General features: G+C 63.4%; 13 protein-coding genes. 6 read left to right on the forward strand and 7 right to left on the reverse strand.

Translation table 11 applies throughout. The features are described from left to right. Positions 1-9: 9 nt before the first annotated feature. From LB572_RS32545 to LB572_RS32555, 3 genes are all read right to left on the reverse strand, one after another. Entirely contained in the window at positions 10-1,284 is a 1,275-nt protein-coding gene (locus LB572_RS32545; RefSeq protein WP_224670668.1) for an ABC transporter substrate-binding protein, read from the reverse strand. A gap of 240 nt (positions 1,285-1,524) precedes the next feature. Beyond that, positions 1,525-2,442 carry an AraC family transcriptional regulator gene (locus LB572_RS32550; protein ID WP_140802163.1) on the reverse strand — a complete coding sequence of 306 codons (918 nt, stop codon included), beginning with the start codon at positions 2,440-2,442 and terminating at the stop codon, positions 1,525-1,527. 115 nt (positions 2,443-2,557) lie between these two features. Next, positions 2,558-3,904 carry a nucleotide sugar dehydrogenase gene (locus tag LB572_RS32555; RefSeq protein WP_140802164.1) on the reverse strand — a complete coding sequence of 449 codons (1,347 nt, stop codon included), beginning with the start codon at positions 3,902-3,904 and terminating at the stop codon, positions 2,558-2,560. A gap of 445 nt (positions 3,905-4,349) precedes the next feature. Here LB572_RS32555 and LB572_RS32560 point away from each other — a divergent pair, with 445 nt between their 5' ends. From LB572_RS32560 to LB572_RS32575, 4 genes are all read left to right on the forward strand, one after another. After that, complete coding sequence (locus LB572_RS32560; RefSeq protein ID WP_224670669.1) at positions 4,350-5,396, forward strand: NAD-dependent epimerase/dehydratase family protein; 1,047 nt, start codon at positions 4,350-4,352, stop codon at positions 5,394-5,396. A gap of 2 nt (positions 5,397-5,398) precedes the next feature. Then, positions 5,399-6,676: a glycosyltransferase gene (locus LB572_RS32565; protein WP_224670670.1), complete on the forward strand. Its 1,278-nt coding sequence runs from the start codon at positions 5,399-5,401 to the stop codon at positions 6,674-6,676. Further along, positions 6,673-9,483: a DUF3131 domain-containing protein gene (locus tag LB572_RS32570; protein WP_224670671.1), complete on the forward strand. Its 2,811-nt coding sequence runs from the start codon at positions 6,673-6,675 to the stop codon at positions 9,481-9,483. Before LB572_RS32565 ends, LB572_RS32570 begins: the two co-directional genes overlap by 4 nt. A 165-nt stretch (positions 9,484-9,648) precedes the next feature. Further along, positions 9,649-11,052: an MATE family efflux transporter gene (locus LB572_RS32575; protein ID WP_224670672.1), complete on the forward strand. Its 1,404-nt coding sequence runs from the start codon at positions 9,649-9,651 to the stop codon at positions 11,050-11,052. A 33-nt stretch (positions 11,053-11,085) separates the two neighbouring features. Here the strand turns inward: LB572_RS32575 and LB572_RS32580 are convergent, their stop codons facing one another. From LB572_RS32580 to speB, 4 genes are all read right to left on the reverse strand, one after another. Next, positions 11,086-11,733 (reverse strand): amino acid ABC transporter permease, encoded by a 648-nt coding sequence (locus tag LB572_RS32580; RefSeq protein WP_224670673.1) that lies wholly within the window; start codon positions 11,731-11,733, stop codon positions 11,086-11,088. Beyond that, positions 11,730-12,398, reverse strand: coding sequence for an amino acid ABC transporter permease (locus LB572_RS32585; RefSeq protein WP_224670674.1), 669 nt, complete (start codon positions 12,396-12,398; stop codon positions 11,730-11,732). Before LB572_RS32585 ends, LB572_RS32580 begins: the two co-directional genes overlap by 4 nt. A gap of 88 nt (positions 12,399-12,486) precedes the next feature. Next, complete coding sequence (locus tag LB572_RS32590) at positions 12,487-13,296, reverse strand: transporter substrate-binding domain-containing protein (protein WP_140802170.1); 810 nt, start codon at positions 13,294-13,296, stop codon at positions 12,487-12,489. Between the two features lie 75 nt (positions 13,297-13,371). Continuing rightward, entirely contained in the window at positions 13,372-14,427 is a 1,056-nt protein-coding gene (gene speB, locus LB572_RS32595) for an agmatinase (protein ID WP_224670675.1), read from the reverse strand. Between the two features lie 217 nt (positions 14,428-14,644). Between speB and gcvA the strand changes: the two genes are divergently transcribed. Next, positions 14,645-15,619, forward strand: coding sequence for a transcriptional regulator GcvA (gcvA, locus tag LB572_RS32600; RefSeq protein WP_224670676.1), 975 nt, complete (start codon positions 14,645-14,647; stop codon positions 15,617-15,619). Between the two features lie 199 nt (positions 15,620-15,818). Then, positions 15,819-17,123: a nicotinate phosphoribosyltransferase gene (pncB, locus tag LB572_RS32605; RefSeq protein ID WP_140802173.1), complete on the forward strand. Its 1,305-nt coding sequence runs from the start codon at positions 15,819-15,821 to the stop codon at positions 17,121-17,123. Positions 17,124-17,333: the final 210 nt, after the last annotated feature.

Raw genomic sequence — 17,333 nt, forward strand, 5'->3', positions numbered from 1 at the left:
GCGGGAGGATTACTTCTTCTTCACCAGCTCGTTGGCATAGGCCTCGAGCTCGTTGAGGCCGCCCTTGATGTCGGTGCGGGTGCCGGTGACCAGTTCCTCCAGGATGATGCCCCAGCGGTCGCCGAGATCCGGCCAGCGCGGATCCTGCCAGAAGTTCACCGCCGTCACCTTGCCGGTATCGGCCAGAGCCTTGCCGAGATCGGCGCCATAGATGTCGGCGAATTCCTTGCTGGTGAGGATGCTGGTGCGGTTGAGCTCGCCGAACTGATGCGCGTCGAGCCGGCGTTTCTCGCTCTCCTTGGACGTCGCCCAGGCGATGAACAGGCCGGCGCATTTCTTCGCGGCGTCATCCGCATTGGCCTTGGTGCCGATGGCGAGTCCGTGGCCGTAACCGCCGCCCGGCAGCGGCGAGGGCGGCGGCAGGAAGCCGACCTTGCCGACCACCTGCGAGGTCTTGGGGTCCACCGCCATGCCCGACAGCGGCGTCGATTCGACGAGGATGGCGACCTGGCCGGACAGGAAGGCGCCGGTCGATTCATCCCAGCTGCCGGTCTGCGTGCCGGGCGCCGAGTCCTTGAACAGCTTCAGGTAGGTCTCCGTCGCCTTCACGGCGGCGTCCGAATTGAAAGCCGGCTTGTCGCCGTCGAACCACTTGCCGCCATAGGCCTTGAAGAACGGCATCCAGCGCCAGACATTGGCGCCCGAGCCGCGCGCGCCGCGCAGCGCAATGCCATACATGCCCTTGTCGGCATTGGTGAGCTTCGGCACGTCGGCGATCAGCTCGTCCAGCGTCTTCGGCGGCTGGATGCCGGCGGCCTCCAGCACGTCCTTGCGGTAGACCATCAGGTCGCCGCCGCCGGTCAGCGGGGCGAACCACACCTTGCCGTCATAGGTGGCGACCTTCTGGCGGCCCGGGTCGAAATCGGCGTAGTCGTAGTCGGCCGGATAATAATCGGTCAGCGGCACGATCCAGCCCGAGGACGCGAACAGCGCCACATTGGCCTCGTCGACATAATAGACGTTGTAATTGCCGACGGTGGAGGCGTCGGCGCGCGACTTGGCGCGGCGGTCGTTTTCGTTGAGGTAGTCGATCTGGAACGAGGCGCCGGAGAGTTTCTTGAACTCGTCCTTGGAGTCCTCCAGCAGCGTCAGGCCGTCGCGCGGTTGCGCCAGCACCTTGACCGGCGCGGAGCAGACCGGCGCCTGGGCAAGTGCTGCGGTTGAAACGGAAGCGGTAAGCACGAACGCTGCGCCGAGGCTGGCAGCTAGCCGATTTGAATTCATTGAACTTTCTCCTCCAGGAACACTCGCGGAAGCAGGAAGTCCTTGGGCTAAGCGACCCTCACCGTCGCCTTTGTGACTTCCCATCCGTCGCCAAAATGAGCGGTTGGAAGGAGCGAGACTAGAAGGCCCGTTGCAGCAGACCTGTACTTTTATGCATTGTGCGGCGCAAAATATGGCGATGGCAGAGTCTGCTCGTCACACGAGTATCAGTACCAGCAGAAGTGGTCGGACCTGGCCTGATCAGGCCCGCAGCGTCAGCCGCTGCCGCGACAGCTTGCGGTAGGACGAAGGCGTCATCTTGTGCTTGCGCAGGAAGGCCCGGTTGAAGTTGGATATGTTCATATAGCCGACCTGGAAGCAGATGTCGGTGATCGGGATCTCGGTATCGGCGAGCAGCTTGCAGGCCTGCCAGAGTCTCAGCTTGGCGACATGGTCGCTGAACGAATTGCCGGTGTTCTTCTGGAAGAAACGCGAGAAGGTGCTTTCGCTCATCCCGGCCAATTGAGCCACGTCGGGCAGCTTCAAATCCTCGGCGAAGTGCTGGAACAGATAGGTTAGCGACCGCTGGATGATGTCGAGCGACTCGGCGTCGAGAAGTGGGGAAAAATCCGGCGACGACAACAGCGCGTATTCGTCTGTGGTGGCCAGGAGGTCCAGCAGTTCGAGGAACAGGCGGAACCTTGCCAGCCCATGCACCTCTCCCATCCGTTCCATCAGCTCGGCGCCGTCGAGCGCGGTCTGGCCATGGAAGACCATGCCGCGCAGCGAGCGTTCCAGGAACGGCTCCAGCTCGCGCAGTTCCGGCAGCAGCCCGGCCGAGCCGCGCAGCCGCTCGGGATCGAATTGCAGCACGATATCGCGGCCTTCGATCAGCTCGCCCGGCTGCACCGCCGTCACCCAGTCATGCGGCAAGCCGCCGCCGACGATGGTCAGGTAGCCTGGCCCGAATTCGCCGATATGGTCGCCGACCAGCACGACGCCGGACGATTTCCTGAGCAGATGGATCTCGTATTCCGGATGGAAATTCCAGACATTGCGCTCCCACGGATAGTCGTCCAGCCGCCACAGGAAACTGTCGCTGGCCTCCGTCACGATGTGCTCGAAGGCGGGCACCGTGCGCGGGATCGCGGCCGTGTTCTTTCTGCGTCTGAACGGCATCCATTCCTCCCGGCGTGGCGCGCCGGCTGTCCGCATCAGAGCAATCCGTAGCAGGCTGGCTCAGCCAAGTGAACGAGCCTTGGCGCCAATCCGAGGCTGTCTCCGGCGAGCCGCTCTAGGCTTTCACCACCCGGTCGCAGACGATGCCGTTGCGCTGCATGGCATTGCGCGTGTCGATGATCAGGCGCGAATGATTTGCCAGGAGCCCGTAGTCGACCCCGTCGTGATCGGTGACGATGACGACCGCGTCATAGGCAGCGATGGAGTCGCGGTTGAGGCGGATGCAATCCTTGCCGGCCAGCGTCGGGTGCTTGCGCGTCTTCGGTATGCGCGCGACGTGGGGGTCGTGATAGGCAATGTCGGCGGCGCGTGTCTCGAGCAGCTCGATCAGCTTGAGCGCCGGGCTTTCGCGCACGTCCGACACGTTCTTCTTATAGGCGACGCCGACGATCAGGATGGCTGCCTGGCTCAGCGGCAGGCCAAGCTGCGTGTCGAGGGCTTCCGACAGCTTCGACATGACGTAGTGCGGCATGGAGACGTTGATCTCGCCGGCAAGCTCGATGAACTTCGTCGACACTTCGAACTCGCGCGACTTCCAGGTCAGGTAGAAGGGGTCGATCGGGATGCAATGTCCGCCGAGCCCCGGGCCGGGATAGAACGGCATGTAGCCGAAAGGCTTCGTCTTCGCCGCCTCGATGACTTCCCAGATGTCTATCCCCATCGCGGAATAGATCACCTTGAGCTCGTTGACCAAGGCGATGTTGACGGCGCGGAAAATGTTTTCCGTCAGCTTCACCACTTCAGCCACCTTGATGCTGGAGACGGGCACCACCTTCTCCACGATCGCGCCGTAGAAGAGCGCCACCAGTTTCGCGGCGATCGGCCCGTCGCCGGCGACGACCTTCGGAATGGTGGCTGTTTCGAAGCCGATGCTGCCCGGATCCTCGCGCTCGGGCGAATAACCGAGGAAGAAATCCCTGCCGGATTTGTAGCCCGTCGCTTCCAGTATGGGCTTCATCACCTCGTCGGTGGTGCCGGGATAGGTGGTCGATTCCAGCACGATCAACTGATGCTTGCGCAGATGAGCCGCGATGGCGCGCGTTGTTCCTTCCACGAAGGAAAGGTCCGGCTCGCGCTGTTTTGTCAGCGGCGTCGGGACGCATATGGATATGACATCGCATTCTTCGAGGGCCGCGAAATCCGATGTCGCCTGGAAAGATCCGCTGGCGCTGATGTCCTGCAGCGCCTCGTCGGTAACGGCGCCGATATAGGAGCGGCCCATCTTCAGTCTCTCGACCTTACTGTTGTCGATATCGAAGCCGATCACCCGGAAGCCGGCCCGCGCCGCCACCGCGGCTAGCGGCAGTCCGACATAGCCAAGCCCTATGACGCCGATCGTGGCTGTCCGTGATTCAAGTCTTGAATGAATTGTCGCGCCGCGAGCCTGCTCGACCAAAGCCATTGTTGCCTCCATCAGTGGCGCTGGTCCGGAACCGGCGCTCATTGCAATGACGTGAATTCTGACGGAACAGGACTTCTGTAGCCGGCGTCATAACCCCACGTTGCCGCAGGTCGCTATGCAACTCTTGTGCCACGACGTTTCTGCCGCGCCTGAGCCTTGCGCGGAGCCCGCAAAGTCAGGGGAAGCCGCGACCTGCGCGGATCAAGATCCTGCGGATTGTCAAGCGCGCTGGTTGTACCGATTTCGCACACAGCTGCGTCGTTTTAGGCCGCGTTGAAAAGTGAATCTCAAAAAAGGCAACGATTACAATGCGGTAATTAACCACTGTCGTTTAGCATATTATTAACTATCAGTTGCGTTGCCTGGGGAAATCCTCGTTTGATGAAGGAAGGGCGCACAATGAGGGTGCGGCTTTCTTCTTTATGCAAGTGAGGATTGTCGCTCGATGAGCATGAACAGCAACGAAGTGAGGTACCTTATCGCGGGCGGCGCGGGGTGTCTCGGAACCAACCTTGCCCGTCGCCTTCTCGGTCAGGGCGCGCATGTCGATGTCGTCGACAATCTCTCTACCGGTCGCCAGGCGAATGTCGACCAGCTGTCGCGCCACCCGAACTTCGGCTTCATCAAGATGGATGTCGCCGATCCGGCAATTTGCCGGCGGTTGCAGCGCCGTCGATACAGCCACGTCTACAATCTGGCCTGTCCCACGGGCGTTCCCAACATCAGGCGGCTGGGCGAGCAGATGCTCATGGCTTCGTCCGCCGGGACGCTGAACCTGTTGCAGATCGCCCGCAGGTGCAAGGCGACATATCTGTTCGCCAGCACCGCCGAGGCTTACGGCGATCCGGACGTCTTCCCGCAACCCGAGACTTATGTCGGGCGGGTCGATCCCGTCGGGCCGCGCAGTCCTTACGAGGAAGGCAAGCGTTTCGGCGAGGCTCTGACCCGCTTCTGGGGCGGCAAATACGGTATCGAGGTGCGCATCGTGCGCATCTTCAACACCTATGGTCCCGCCATGTCGCCCAAGGACCAGCGTGTCATCCCGCAGATGTTGACCCGCCTCATCGCCGGCCAGCCCGTGCCGATCTATGGCGACGGAACGCAGACGCGAACCTTCCTGCACGTCGACGATCTCGTGAACGGACTTCTCACGGTCGTCGAGAAAGGCGTCAGCGGTGAAGTCTACAATGTCGGCGGCGACGAGCAGATCACGGTCCGCGATCTCTTCGCCACGGTGAAGAAGGCGACCGGCCTCGCCGGCGAAGCGGTCTTTCGCGACCATTTCATCGAGGACCACCGCGGCCGCTGGCCGGATACGACCAAGCTCCGGGCCCTCGGCTGGCGACCGAGCATCTCATTGGAAGCCGGTATCCGCCAGAGCTATCAGGACCTGCTTCGCTCGCTGGGCATCAAGCCGGCTCGTCCGGCCTTCCCAGCGCATGGCAAGACCGACCGCGCCCTGGTCCTGGGCGATGCGCCGCAGCTCGCTTAGCCATGAGCGCGACGGCCGTCCTCAATGTCATCTTGATGGTGCTCAGCGCGTCGCTGGGCATCAACATCACGTTCTGGTGCACGGTCGGGCTGCTGCGTTTCATCACCGAGCTGGGAAGCCGCAAGGCAGCCGCTGGCCCTCGCGCGATTAAGGTCGCCGATGTCGCGGTCGTCATCCCCGCGCATAATGAAGAGATCGCGCTTCCCAAATGCATTGCCGCCCTCAAGGCGATCATCCCGGCTCGGCAGATCTACGTCGCCAGCGACGGATCGAAAGACGCCACGGTCTCCATCGCCCGGAGCATGGGCTGCAGGGCACTCGACATCCGGCCCAACGGGGGCAAGGCCAAGGCCATAGACCGGGCCATCAAGCACTATCGCCTTTGCGAGCGGTTCAAGGCCGTGCTGATCCAGGATGCCGATTCCGAAATCGACCCGCGCTATCTCGATTACGCTCTTCCGCTGTTCGACGATCCGGGCGTCTGCGTCGTCGCGGGCCATGTTCTCTCGCGCTGGCGCGATCAACGCTTGCCGACGCTGGATATGCTCTTCGCCGCCTATCGGACGCGTCTCTACAGGGTCCTGCAGACCGCGTTCCAGTATGGCCAGTCCTGGAAATGGACCGGAGTGAGCTATATCGCGCCCGGCTTTGCAAGCATGTATCGCACCCAGGCGCTGACCCAGATCGACATCACCGCCCCGGGCCTCGTGATCGAAGACTTCAACATGACCTTCGAGGTGCAGCACAAAGGGCTGGGCCGCGTCGCCTATACGCCGAGGGCGCGGTGCTCGTCGGAGGATCCGTTCAACCTCTCCGACTACCGCAAGCAGGTGCAACGCTGGTATCTGGGCTTCTGGCAGACGGTGCGCCGGCACGGGGTCTGGCCAAGCCGTTTCTGGCTTTCGCTCGGCGGCTTGCTGGCGGAACTGCTCGTCATATCGATTTTCGCCCTCGCTTTGCCCCTGGCCACCCTGGCGTATCTGACGACAGGCTTTGAAGTCCCCGCATTGTCGGTCGGCCAATTGGCGATACGGCCGGTCTCGCCGCTCATTCTCCTCGCTCTGTTCCTCGCGGTCGACTATGCGCTCACTTTTGTCGTCGCGATCATCGAGCGACGGCCGAGCCTGATGCTCTACGGCATCGCCTTTCCGGCCATCCGGCTTCTCGACGCCGCGCTTTTCCTGCGCGCCCTGGTCAAATCCTTCACCGCTAAATCCGATGGCCGCTGGGTGAGCCCGGCGCGATACGCGATCCCCGCTGCCGACAGGAGGCACTCATGAACATAAGCCGGCGTTCGGTTCTTCTCGGCGGCATCAGCATCCCGCTTCTGGCCGTTGCTGGCCGAAGTGTCGCCGCCACGGCTGCGGCGCGCCTGCCCAATCCGCTGATGGTGATCGTCAGCGGCGTCGACGCCGGCGCCGATACAGGCAAGCTCGGCGCTGTCGCAAATGCCTTCTCGTCCGCGACGCTGCCAATCGCCATGACCATCGACATGGCCGGCGACCCCAGCAACATCCCGGACTACAATTCCGGTTTGGCCAACTGGATCAGGCAGTCCGTGGAAATGGCTCCGGACGCCATTGAATTCGGCGTCCATGCCGCGACAATCGCGGCGGACGATCCCTATCTTCAGGCCCGTCAGGCCGGCGAAATGCAGGCCGCGTTCTCGCACATGATCAACGCGTTCGAGCGCTACAAGGCCAAGGCTGTCATCACCGCGCTGACGCTGACCACCAATCAGCCGCTGCAATCGCTTCAAGACGCCGCATCGATGCGGTCCGCCGGCATCCGCACCGTCATCCGTCTCGCGGGAGCGCAGGACGACAAGGTGGGCTCGCTGCCCTCGGATGGGGGTTACTGGACGAGCAGCACCGGCCTTGTGAACACCTTTGCCTCGGCGCGCACCTCCGCCACATCGGGCAATGGGACGCTCGCCCTGACGGCGCCGGACACGCTTGCGCAAAACATCATGGCTCTTGCCGCCAGCAACGATCCGATTGTCGTCGAAATCCCCTTTGCGGCGCTGGCCGGTCTGTCCGTCGTCGACGCGGCTGGCTATGCGGCCGGTGTCGCCAAAGCGGTGCTGGCAGCCACCGCAACCGGCGCCGTGCGTGTCCTGGCGCCGCAGAAGCTCTATGCGCAAAGCCGCGACACCGCCAGGCGCTACATCGTGGTCCGGGTGGACGACCTGCGTGTCGACATGGATACCGACCCGAGCCACATGGCCTTCGTTCGCGGCCTTATTGAAGCCGGCTATCCAGTTACCGACGCTATCATTCCGGCTCCCAAAACAGGCATGCTTTCCGCGGACGAGCGCTGCAAAGCCTATCTGCGATCGATGTCCGCCGAGCGGCGGTTCGATATCGCAGGGCACGGCTGGCGCCATACGCCGTCCGAACTGCTCGGAAATTCGTTCGAGAAGGATGTCGACCTCATCAGAAACTGCATGAGCGAAATCTACCGCACCACCGGCAAGCTGCCGATGACCTATATTCCCCCGAACGACGATTTCGACGACAACACGCTCGATGCCATAGCCGGCGCCGGGACGCCGATGTTCGCCGCGGAGAAGGGAGACCTGCGCTGGTTCAACGGGCTGGACAAGCGCGGAATCCTGCACGTGTCCAACACGGTCAAGTTCGAAAGTGCTTGGACCGGCGACATTCCCTACTTCTCCGAGGAGCAGCTTTTCGATTACCTCGGCGCGGATAATGACGCGGTCTTCTGCATCCACCCGGACACCGCCAACACGCCGGAGAAAAAGAAGGTTATCCTCGACTCCTTCGCGAGGATGTCGAGCGAGCCCGGCACGACGCTGGTCAATTTCGCGGAATATTACCGGGCCGTCTGCCCGGCCATGCCGCAAGCGGATCGCATCAGGCAAGCGCGTGCGGACGTATCGGTGAAGGACTGGAGAAGACCCGATCCGCAGCAGCCGGATGCTGACGTGTTGAAAGCCGACGCCGAACTGGCCTGGACCTATTTCGACTGGGGCGCCAAGAATTTCAACGGCATGGCCCCCGCCACGGCGTGGGTCGAATTTGGCAGGTCGACCGGATATCCGTTCACGACGATGTGGGATATCGGATCGAACATCCTGGCGGCGGTTTCGGCTCACCGCCTGGGCATCATCGACCAGACCGCATTCGAGAAGATGACAAATCGCATTCTCGCATTCCTGGGCCAGGGTGATTTCAGCTTCGCGCGGGTGAAGCTGCCCAATACCGAGCGCCGGCTCAGCTCGAAGGGCGGCGAGCGCGACGGTTTCGACAGCGCCGACGCCGGACGCCTGTTGGTCGCGCTGAAGATTCTGGACAGCTACACGGCTGGCGCCTTTCCGGTGTTCAAGCTGGTGCAGCACTGGTCGTTCGGGCCGGTCCTCAAGGACGGCGAGATGCATGTGGTCAGCGATACCGGCAGGATTTCGTCGGTCCAGGAAAACAGCTACGCCGGCTATGCCGGTCGCGGATACAGCCTGTGGGGGGAGGCGATAGCGCCGGTTTTCACCACGCCGGATCCGAGCAACGATATGGACGCCGCCCTCGCGACCATCGCGGAAGTGCAGCGGCGCGGCCGCATCGCGACCGAGCCCCATGTCACCGAGGAAATCGAGCTGGGCGCATCGCCGCACGGGCGCCTGATCGCCGATATCCTCTACGCCGCCCAGATGAAACGCTTCCAGGATACCGGCATCCTGACCTGCGTCTCGGAGTCCGCCATGGCAGGGCCTCCCTACTTCACCTATCAGGGCTACCAACTGACCGACGATGGCGGCATTTTCCCGGTCGACACGTTGAAGACCTCCGCGCCCGACAAGGCGGCGAAGCTTTCCGACTCGCTGCGGCTGGTAAATTCCAAGGGCGCCTATCTGTGGCTCGCGGCCCGGCCGGGCGACTACGCGCAAAAGCTGGTCGACTACGTCAGGGAGCGCGCCAAGATGAAGGGAATGGGTTTTTCCGCCGGAGTGTCTGAGCGTACGGGCAAGCGCATCGAGGTCAGCGATATCAACACCAACGGCATCATCCTGGAGTCCGTCGCCTATATACTCGGTGGCCGCAAACCGCTGATTTCGCGCGCGGAGGCCTGAACGCCGCCGCATCTGGCGGCGGCTGGATCAATCGCTAGCCGGCCTCCTCCCTTGCCAACATGTCGCATTTCGTTCACAAGGCGACGCAAATGGCGCCATTTTGCGCCATTGCTGTGCGGCTTCCGGCCCTTTGGCCGACGCGCCGTGTTCTGAAAGAGCGGAACAATGTCTGCGATCGAAGCCGGCGCTCGCGCGCCGGAAAATCTTTGGCGTCAGGAAATCAGGGCGACGATCGCGCTCGCCTGGCCGATGGTGTTGACCAATCTCGGCCAGACCGCCATGACCGCGACCGACGTCATGATGATGGGCCGTCTGGGGTCCGACACGCTCGCCGCCGGGGCGCTCGGCTCCAACCTCTATTTCATGCCGCTGATCTTCGGCCTCGGCCTGATGCTGGCGACCTCGCCGATGATGGCGACCGAGCTCGGCCGCCGCCGTCATTCGGTGCGCGACCTGCGCCGCACGGTGCGCCAGGGACTGTGGCTGGCGATCCTTATCTCGATCCCGATCTGGCTTTTTCTCTCGCATGGCGAAGAGGTGCTTTTGGCGATGGGCCAGAAGCCCGAGCTCGCGCATCAGGCCGGCATCTACCTGCATTGGCTGCAATGGGCGGTGCTGCCCTTCTATTTCTATATCGTGCTGCGCTCCTTCATCTCGGCGCTGGAGCGGCCGGGCTGGGCGCTGATCATCGTGTTCGTCGCGGTCGCCTGCAACGCCTTCTTCAACTGGGTGTTCATGTTCGGCAATCTCGGCATCAGGTCGATGGGCATCGCGGGCTCCGGCCTCGCCACCACTTTGTCCAGCACGCTGATGTTCATCGGCATGGCGGCGGTGGTGATCAAGGAGAAGAAGTTCCGGCGGTACCGTCTGTTCGGGCGCTTCTGGCGCTCCGACTGGCCGCGTTTCCGCGGCCTGCTCAGGCTCGGCATGCCGATCGCCGGCATCCTCGCCTTCGAGGTGACGATCTTCAACGCGGCGGCCCTGCTCATGGGCCTGATCGACGCGGATTCGCTGGCCGCCCACGCGATCGCCATCCAGATCGCCTCGATCTCCTTCATGGTCCCGCTTGGGCTCAACCAGGCGGTCACTGTCCGGGTCGGACTGGCGCATGGCGCCGGCAATCCGGAAGGGGTTTCGCGGGCCGGCTGGACCGCCTTCGTCATCGGCGTCTCGTTCATGGCGCTGATGGGCCTGGTGATGATCCTGTGGCCGCATGCGCTGATCAGCGCCTTCATCGATCTCGCCGATCCGGCCAATGCCAGGGTGATCACCTTGGCCGTGTCGTTCCTTGTATTTGCCGCCCTGTTCCAGATTTTCGACGGCGCCCAGGCGGTGGCCGCCGGCATGCTGCGCGGCCTGCACGACACCAAGGTGCCGATGATCTACGCGGCGATCGGCTATTGGGGCGTCGGCCTGCCGCTCGGCGTGCTGCTGGCCTTCCACTTCGGCTTGAACGGCGTCGGCATCTGGATCGGCCTGGCCACAGGGCTCGCCGTGGTGGCGGCGCTTTTGCTGGCGCGCTGGCTGCGGCGCGATCGGATCGCGCCGGCGCTGTCCTTCGGGCATTGACGACAAACGCTGCCGGTCCAGCCGGCAGCCTTTCTAGCGCGCCCCTGCGCGCCGCTCCAGCCGCCGCGCATATTGCGTCAGCGGGAAGCACAGGACGAAGAAGATCAGCGCCACCAGCCCGTAGACCTTGAACGGCTCGAAGGTTGCGTTGTTGATGGCGTTGGAGGTCCTGACCAGTTCCTCGAAGCCGATGATCGAGGTCAGCGCCGTCGATTTGATGAGCTGCACCAGGAAGCCGACGGTCGGCGCGCGGGTGATCGCGAAGGCTTGCGGCAGGATGATCAGCCGAAGCTCCTGCAGATAATGCAGCCCGAGGCTGGCGCCGGCATCCCATTGGCCGCGCGGCAGCGCGTCGACGCCGCTGCGCCAGATCTCGGCCAGATAGGCGCTGGCGAAGAAGGTCAGCCCGAGCACCGCCGCCGTCCACGGCTCGATGCGAAGGCCGAGCATCGGCAGACCGAAGAACATCAGAAACAGCTGCATCAACAGCGGCGTGCCCTGGAACAGCGCGATATAGCCGGAAGCGATCCGCTTCACCCATTTATTCCGGGCGATGCGGAAGAACAGCACCGCCAGCCCTACCAGCGCGCCGCCGACGAAGGCGGCGAGCGACAACAGCACCGTCCAGCGCGCTGCGAGCAGCAGGTTGCGCAATATGTCCCAGAAGGTGAATTCGATCATGACACGCCGGCTCCAAGAACGCGGCGCCCGCCGCCGACCAGCAGCCGGCGCAGCCCCATCGACAGGCCGAGATAGACCATCGTTACGACGAAATAGGTCTCGAAGGCGCGAAACGTGCGCGCCTGCAGCATGTCGGCCTCGTAGGTCAGCTCGCGCACCGCGATCTGCGACACCACGGCCGATTCCAGCATCATGATGACGATCTGGCTGGTCAGCGCAGGATAGATCACTTTCAGCGCCTGCGGCAGCACGATCTTGACGAACACCTGGCGAGGCCTGAGCCCAAGCGCCAACGCCGCCTCCGTCTGGCCGCGCGGCACCGCGTCGAGCCCGGCGCCGACGATCTCGATCGTATAGGCGGCCATGTTGAGCGTCATCGCCAGCATCGCGGCCAGGATCGGGTCGAGCCTGATGCCGAGGCTGGGCAGGCCGAAGAAGATGAAAAACAGCTGCACCAGGAACGGCGTGTTGCGCATCACCTCGACATAACAGCCGATCGCCAGCTGAAGCGGCTTGGGGCCGTTTCTTTTGCCGGCAGCGCCGAGGATGCTGAGAAAGGTTCCCGCGAGCGTGGTGACGGCGATCAAAAGGACCGTCGTCGCCGCGCCGCGCGCGATCGCGCCCGCCGCACCCGCAAGCCAGCCGAAGTCCAGGCTGTAGCCCATGGCGATTGACCTTGTTGGACAGCGCGTTGCGCAGGAAACAAAAGCGGGAGCGGTTCAGCGCTTTATGCGAACTGAACCGCCCGGGAGATCAATCCTTGAGGTTGTCGGGATTGAGCGGCGTCTTCAGCCAGGCCTTCGAACTCTCGTCGAGCTTGCCGTCGGCCAGCATCTTGGCGACGGCGTCGTTGACCGCCTTCTTCAGCCGGTCCTCGTTCTTGTTGAGGCCGATATGCGAGGGCGAGGTGAGCAGCTGGAATTTCTGCTCCGGCTTCAGCGCATCCTGCTTGGCCAGCACCTGGGCGCCGACATCGTTGCCAACCACCATCAGCTGGGTCTGGCCGGAGATGAAGGCCTGGATGACGGAATTGTAGTTGTCGAAGCGGCGGATATCGGCGGAGGCGGGAGCCGCCTGGGTCAGCGAGGTGTCCTCCAGCGTGCCGCGGTTGACGGCGATCGACTTGTCGGCGAGGTCTTCCTTGCCTTTGACGGCGAGCTCGGCCGGGCCGATGACGGCGATGTAGTAGGGCGCGTAGGCGGCGGCGAAATCGATCACCTGCTCACGCTCCTTGGAGTAGCCGACGCTCATCAAAATATCGACGCGCTTGTCGGTGAGATAAGGGATGCGGTTCTGGCCGGTGACGCTGACCAGGTTGAGCTTCACCTTGAGTGAATCGGCGATCGCCTGCGCGACGTCGACGTCATAGCCCTTGATGCTCATGTCGGCGCTGGCCGAGGAGAAGGGCGGGAAGTCCGAGAAGATGCCGACATTGATGGCGCCGGCCTTGGTGATGTCGTCGACGGCGTCGGCCTTCGCGGCCTGGGTGGCGAGGCCGAAGCCTGCCGTCGCGAGCATCAGCGCCGCAGCGATGGATGATTTGAACTTGGCATGAAGAGTCATTGTTGTTCCCCTGCTGGAAGCTTGTTGTTGAAACCGGCCGCCGGCTCCAGCGCGGCGGCCGTAATTAGTTTTGCTTTAGCCCTTTTTGATTGCGGGGCTGAACACCATCAGGCTCAGGATCTCGAACAGGACCTGCGCGCCGACATGGGCGGTGTTGGTGGTCGCGTCATATTGCGGCGCCACCTCGACGACGTCGCCGCCGACGATGTTGAGGCCCTTCAGCCCGCGCAGCAGCTCCAGCACCTCGCGCGTCGTCAGACCGCCGACTTCCGGCGTGCCGGTGCCAGGCGCGAAGGCCGGATCGATGCTGTCTACGTCGAAGGAGATGTAGGTCGGGCCGTCGCCGACGATTTTGCGCGCCTTCTCGATGATGGCCGGAATGCCGAGCCCGGTCACCTCCTCGGCATGCACGACCGTCATGCCGGACTCATAGGTGAACTCCCACAGATATTCGGCCGAGCCGCGGATGCCGATCTGGATCGTGCGCGAGGGATCGAGCACGCCGTCCAGCACCGCGTTGCGGAATGGCCCGCCGTGGTGGAACTTGGTCATGTCGAACAGCCCGCTGGTGTCGCAATGGGCGTCGATATGGATCATGCCGACCGGGGCTTTCTTGCCGACCGCCTTCAGGATCGGATGACTGATCGAGTGGTCGCCGCCGATCGAGAGCGGCAGCACGCCGGCGTCGACGATCTGGTTGGTGCGTTTTTCGATGTCCTCGTGGCTGATCTCCAGCCGGTAACGGCTGCGGAACGGCGTGTCGCCGATGTCGGCGACGCGAAGCTCATGCGTCGGCGCGCATTCCAGCACATGATTGTAGGGGCCGATGCGCTCGATGGCGCGCAGCGCGCGCGGCCCGAACCGCGAGCCGGGGCGGTTGGTGACACCGAGATCCATCGGCACGCCGATCATCGCCACCTGCAGGTCGCCGAAATCCGGGTTCTCGGCGGCGATTTCGCGATAGGGCGCGGCGAGGAAGGTCGGGATGCCGGAATAGGGGGCGAGGCGCGTGCCCGACTTGTTGAAGATCTTGTCGGCGACCTTGCGGAACTTCGGGTCGAACATCTCGCCGCCATGGCTATCGCCATATTTGCGGCGCAACGCTTCGAGCTTGCCGCGATCGTAACCCATGTCCAATCCTCCTCTTGCCTGCTTGCAGCGTGGCCCGCATGGACGATTTGCCAAGCCAGCCTGTTGTCGGGCTGGATCGTTGCCCGCCGGCTGCGCTGCGGATTTCACGTCTCTTGAAGCTGTTCCGGGTAAAAGTGTCGGGCAGCCGCATTGAAAAATCAATTGATATTGTTAGGGTCCTGGTTGTGAGAAAACCTCACAATGTAGGAGCCCTTCCATGGCCAAGCGCCTGCCGCCGCTGAACCCGCTGCGCGCCTTCGAGGCCACGGCGCGGCACGCCTCGCTGACCAAGGCGGCGGGTGAGCTGAATGTCACCCACGGCGCCGTCAGCCACCAGATCAAGGCGCTGGAGCAGTCGCTCGGCGTAAAGCTCTTCGAGCGCACCGGCCAGCGCGTGAAGCTGACGCCGCATGGCGCCGAGTTCCTGCCGGCGGTCTCGGCCGCCTTCGACGGCATCGCCGCCGCGACGCAGCGGATGACGCGGCCGGCAAGCGCCGGTGCGCTGTCGGTATCCTGCGTGCCGGCGCTGCTCTTGCTCTGGATGACGCCGCGGCTCGGCTCCTTCACCGCGCAATATCCCGACATCCAGCTCACGCTGATCCCGTCCAACGATCCCAAAGACATCCGCGCCGCGGACATCGACGTCTGCGTGCATTATGGCGACGGCAGCTGGAGCGACTGCTGGATACGCAAATGGTCCGGGCTCGAACTGTTTCCCGTGGTCAGCCCGACGCTGATCAACAACCGCCCGATCCGAAGCGTGCGCGACCTTGCCGATCATGTCTTCCTGCATGGCGACGACGGTCGCGAGTGGCACACCTGGCTGGCCGCCGCCGACGCGCTCGATCTGGAACGCGGCCGCCGCCACCATCTGGGCGATGCGCGCATGGCGACGGAGGCCGCCGTGCACGGCCATGGCGTGGCGCTCGGCGATTCCGTCACGGCGCGCGCCTTGCTCGCCAGGGGCATGCTCGTCGCGCCCTTCACCCTGTCGGTGCCGGCGGTCGACGATTTCTACGTCGTCTGCCGCAACGAGATGCGCTCGGCGCCGATCGTCCAGCTTTTCGTCGACTGGCTGTTCGCCGAGAAGGAGCAGGACGAGGGCCGCGCCGACGCGCCGGTGGCCGGCCGTGTGCCCAGCCGCAGGAAACGCCCGTCGCTCAAGGTTATCGGGGCCAGAACCGCGTCTTGATGGCTGGACTTGCATAGCTGCTTTTTGTCGGGCCAGCTTGCAAAGCAGCAAGCGCGTTCGGAAATACGATGCTAAGAGGCAGTTGGCTAAGGCAATTCCAGGAAAACCGCGCGGCGGTCTTCCATCCGGAATTGCTCGAACAAGGATTTGAAGCGTGGCGCCTGCGTTTCGGTGCGCTGCGCTTTATGGATGAGCGAGCATGGCAAAGACCGATATAGCGCGGCGCGTCTATAACCACACGTGGAAGCTGGACCCGATCGTCCGCAGCCTGCTGGACACCGATTTCTATAAGCTGCTGATGCTGCAGATGATCTGGGGCATGTATCCCAAGGTCGACGCCACCTTCACATTGATCAACCGCACGACCTCGGTGCGCCTCGCCGACGACATCGACGAAGGGGAACTCCGCGAGCAGCTCGATCATGCCCGTACGCTCCGCTTCTCCAAGAAGGAGATGATCTGGTTGGGCGGCAACAACTTCTATGGCCGCAAGCAGATCTTCGAACCGGAATTCCTCGCCTGGCTGGAGGATTTCCAGCTGCCGGACTACGAGTTGTCCAGGCGCGACGGCCAGTACGAGCTCTCCTTCCCCGGCCCCTGGATGTACACGACGCTCTGGGAAATCCCGGCTTTGGCCATCATCAACGAGCTGCGCTCCCGCGCGGCCATGCGCTCCTACGGCCCGTTCGCGCTGGACGTGCTCTACGCCCGCGCCAAGGCCAAGATGTGGGCCAAGACCGAGCGGCTGAAGGCGCTGCCCGGCATCCGCATTTCCGACTTCGGCACCAGGCGCCGCCATTCCTTCCTGTGGCAGCGCTGGTGCGTCGAGGCGCTGAAGGAAGGCATCGGCGACGCCTTCACCGGCACCTCCAACGTGCTTCTGGCCATGGACAACGACCTGGAAGCACTCGGCACCAACGCGCATGAGCTGCCGATGGTCTTCGCGGCGCTTGCCAATTCCGAGGCGGAGTTGCGCGAGGCGCCCTACAAGGTGCTGCAGGACTGGCAGCGCTATTATGGCGGCAATCTCCTGATCGTGCTGCCGGACGCCTTCGGCACGGATTCCTTCTTGCGCGACGCGCCCGACTGGGTCGCCGACTGGACCGGCTTCCGTCCCGACAGCGCGCCGCCGATCGAGGGCGGCGAAAAAATCATCGACTGGTGGCGCAAGAAGGGCAAGGACCCCAAGCAGAAGCTGCTCATCTTCTCCGACGGTCTGGAGGTCGAGACCATCGAGGAGACCTACCGGCATTTTCGCGGCAAGGTGCGCATGTCCTTCGGCTGGGGCACCAACCTCACCAACGATTTCGAAGGCTGCGCCCCGACCGAAACCGACAGCCTCGATGCGATTTCGCTGGTCTGCAAGGTGACGGAGGCCAACGGTCGGCCAGCGGTGAAGCTCTCCGACAATCCCGCCAAGGCGACGGGGGACGAGAAGGAGATCAAGCGGTATTTACGCATCTTCGGCGAGAAGGGGCGGGTGGAGCAGTTGGTGAAGGTGTGAGGGCTACTCCCTGTGACTTGTGCGTATCCCGCATCGTCGAGCAATATTGCGCGGCTGGATAGGTCGAGTTCCTTCACCCTCTCTGTCCTGCCGGACATCTCGCCCTCAAGGGGGGAGATTAAGCTTTCGTCTCCGCTTTCGCCAATCTTCGACGTTGCTAAGAAAGAACCGGCGCCGGAACTGCCAATCTCCCCCCTTGAGGGGGAGATG

The organism is Mesorhizobium sp. BH1-1-5 (genome assembly GCF_020165615.1).
Classification (GTDB): Bacteria; Pseudomonadota; Alphaproteobacteria; order Rhizobiales; family Rhizobiaceae; genus Mesorhizobium.

What these genes read in the sequence shown, in the direction of transcription:
- LB572_RS32585 (WP_224670674.1), bottom strand. Translation starts at nt 12,398, where the DNA reads ATGGGCTACAGCCTGGACTTCGGCTGGCTTGCGGGTGCGGCGGGCGCG.
- LB572_RS32580 (WP_224670673.1), bottom strand. Translation starts at nt 11,733, where the DNA reads ATGATCGAATTCACCTTCTGGGACATATTGCGCAACCTGCTGCTCGCA.
- gcvA (WP_224670676.1), top strand. Translation starts at nt 14,645, where the DNA reads ATGGCCAAGCGCCTGCCGCCGCTGAACCCGCTGCGCGCCTTCGAGGCC.
- LB572_RS32565 (WP_224670670.1), top strand. Translation starts at nt 5,399, where the DNA reads ATGAGCGCGACGGCCGTCCTCAATGTCATCTTGATGGTGCTCAGCGCG.
- LB572_RS32570 (WP_224670671.1), top strand. Translation starts at nt 6,673, where the DNA reads ATGAACATAAGCCGGCGTTCGGTTCTTCTCGGCGGCATCAGCATCCCG.
- LB572_RS32560 (WP_224670669.1), top strand. Translation starts at nt 4,350, where the DNA reads ATGAGCATGAACAGCAACGAAGTGAGGTACCTTATCGCGGGCGGCGCG.
- speB (WP_224670675.1), bottom strand. Translation starts at nt 14,427, where the DNA reads ATGGGTTACGATCGCGGCAAGCTCGAAGCGTTGCGCCGCAAATATGGC.
- LB572_RS32550 (WP_140802163.1), bottom strand. Translation starts at nt 2,442, where the DNA reads ATGCCGTTCAGACGCAGAAAGAACACGGCCGCGATCCCGCGCACGGTG.
- LB572_RS32575 (WP_224670672.1), top strand. Translation starts at nt 9,649, where the DNA reads ATGTCTGCGATCGAAGCCGGCGCTCGCGCGCCGGAAAATCTTTGGCGT.
- LB572_RS32545 (WP_224670668.1), bottom strand. Translation starts at nt 1,284, where the DNA reads ATGAATTCAAATCGGCTAGCTGCCAGCCTCGGCGCAGCGTTCGTGCTT.
- LB572_RS32555 (WP_140802164.1), bottom strand. Translation starts at nt 3,904, where the DNA reads ATGGCTTTGGTCGAGCAGGCTCGCGGCGCGACAATTCATTCAAGACTT.
- LB572_RS32590 (WP_140802170.1), bottom strand. Translation starts at nt 13,296, where the DNA reads ATGACTCTTCATGCCAAGTTCAAATCATCCATCGCTGCGGCGCTGATG.
- pncB (WP_140802173.1), top strand. Translation starts at nt 15,819, where the DNA reads ATGGCAAAGACCGATATAGCGCGGCGCGTCTATAACCACACGTGGAAG.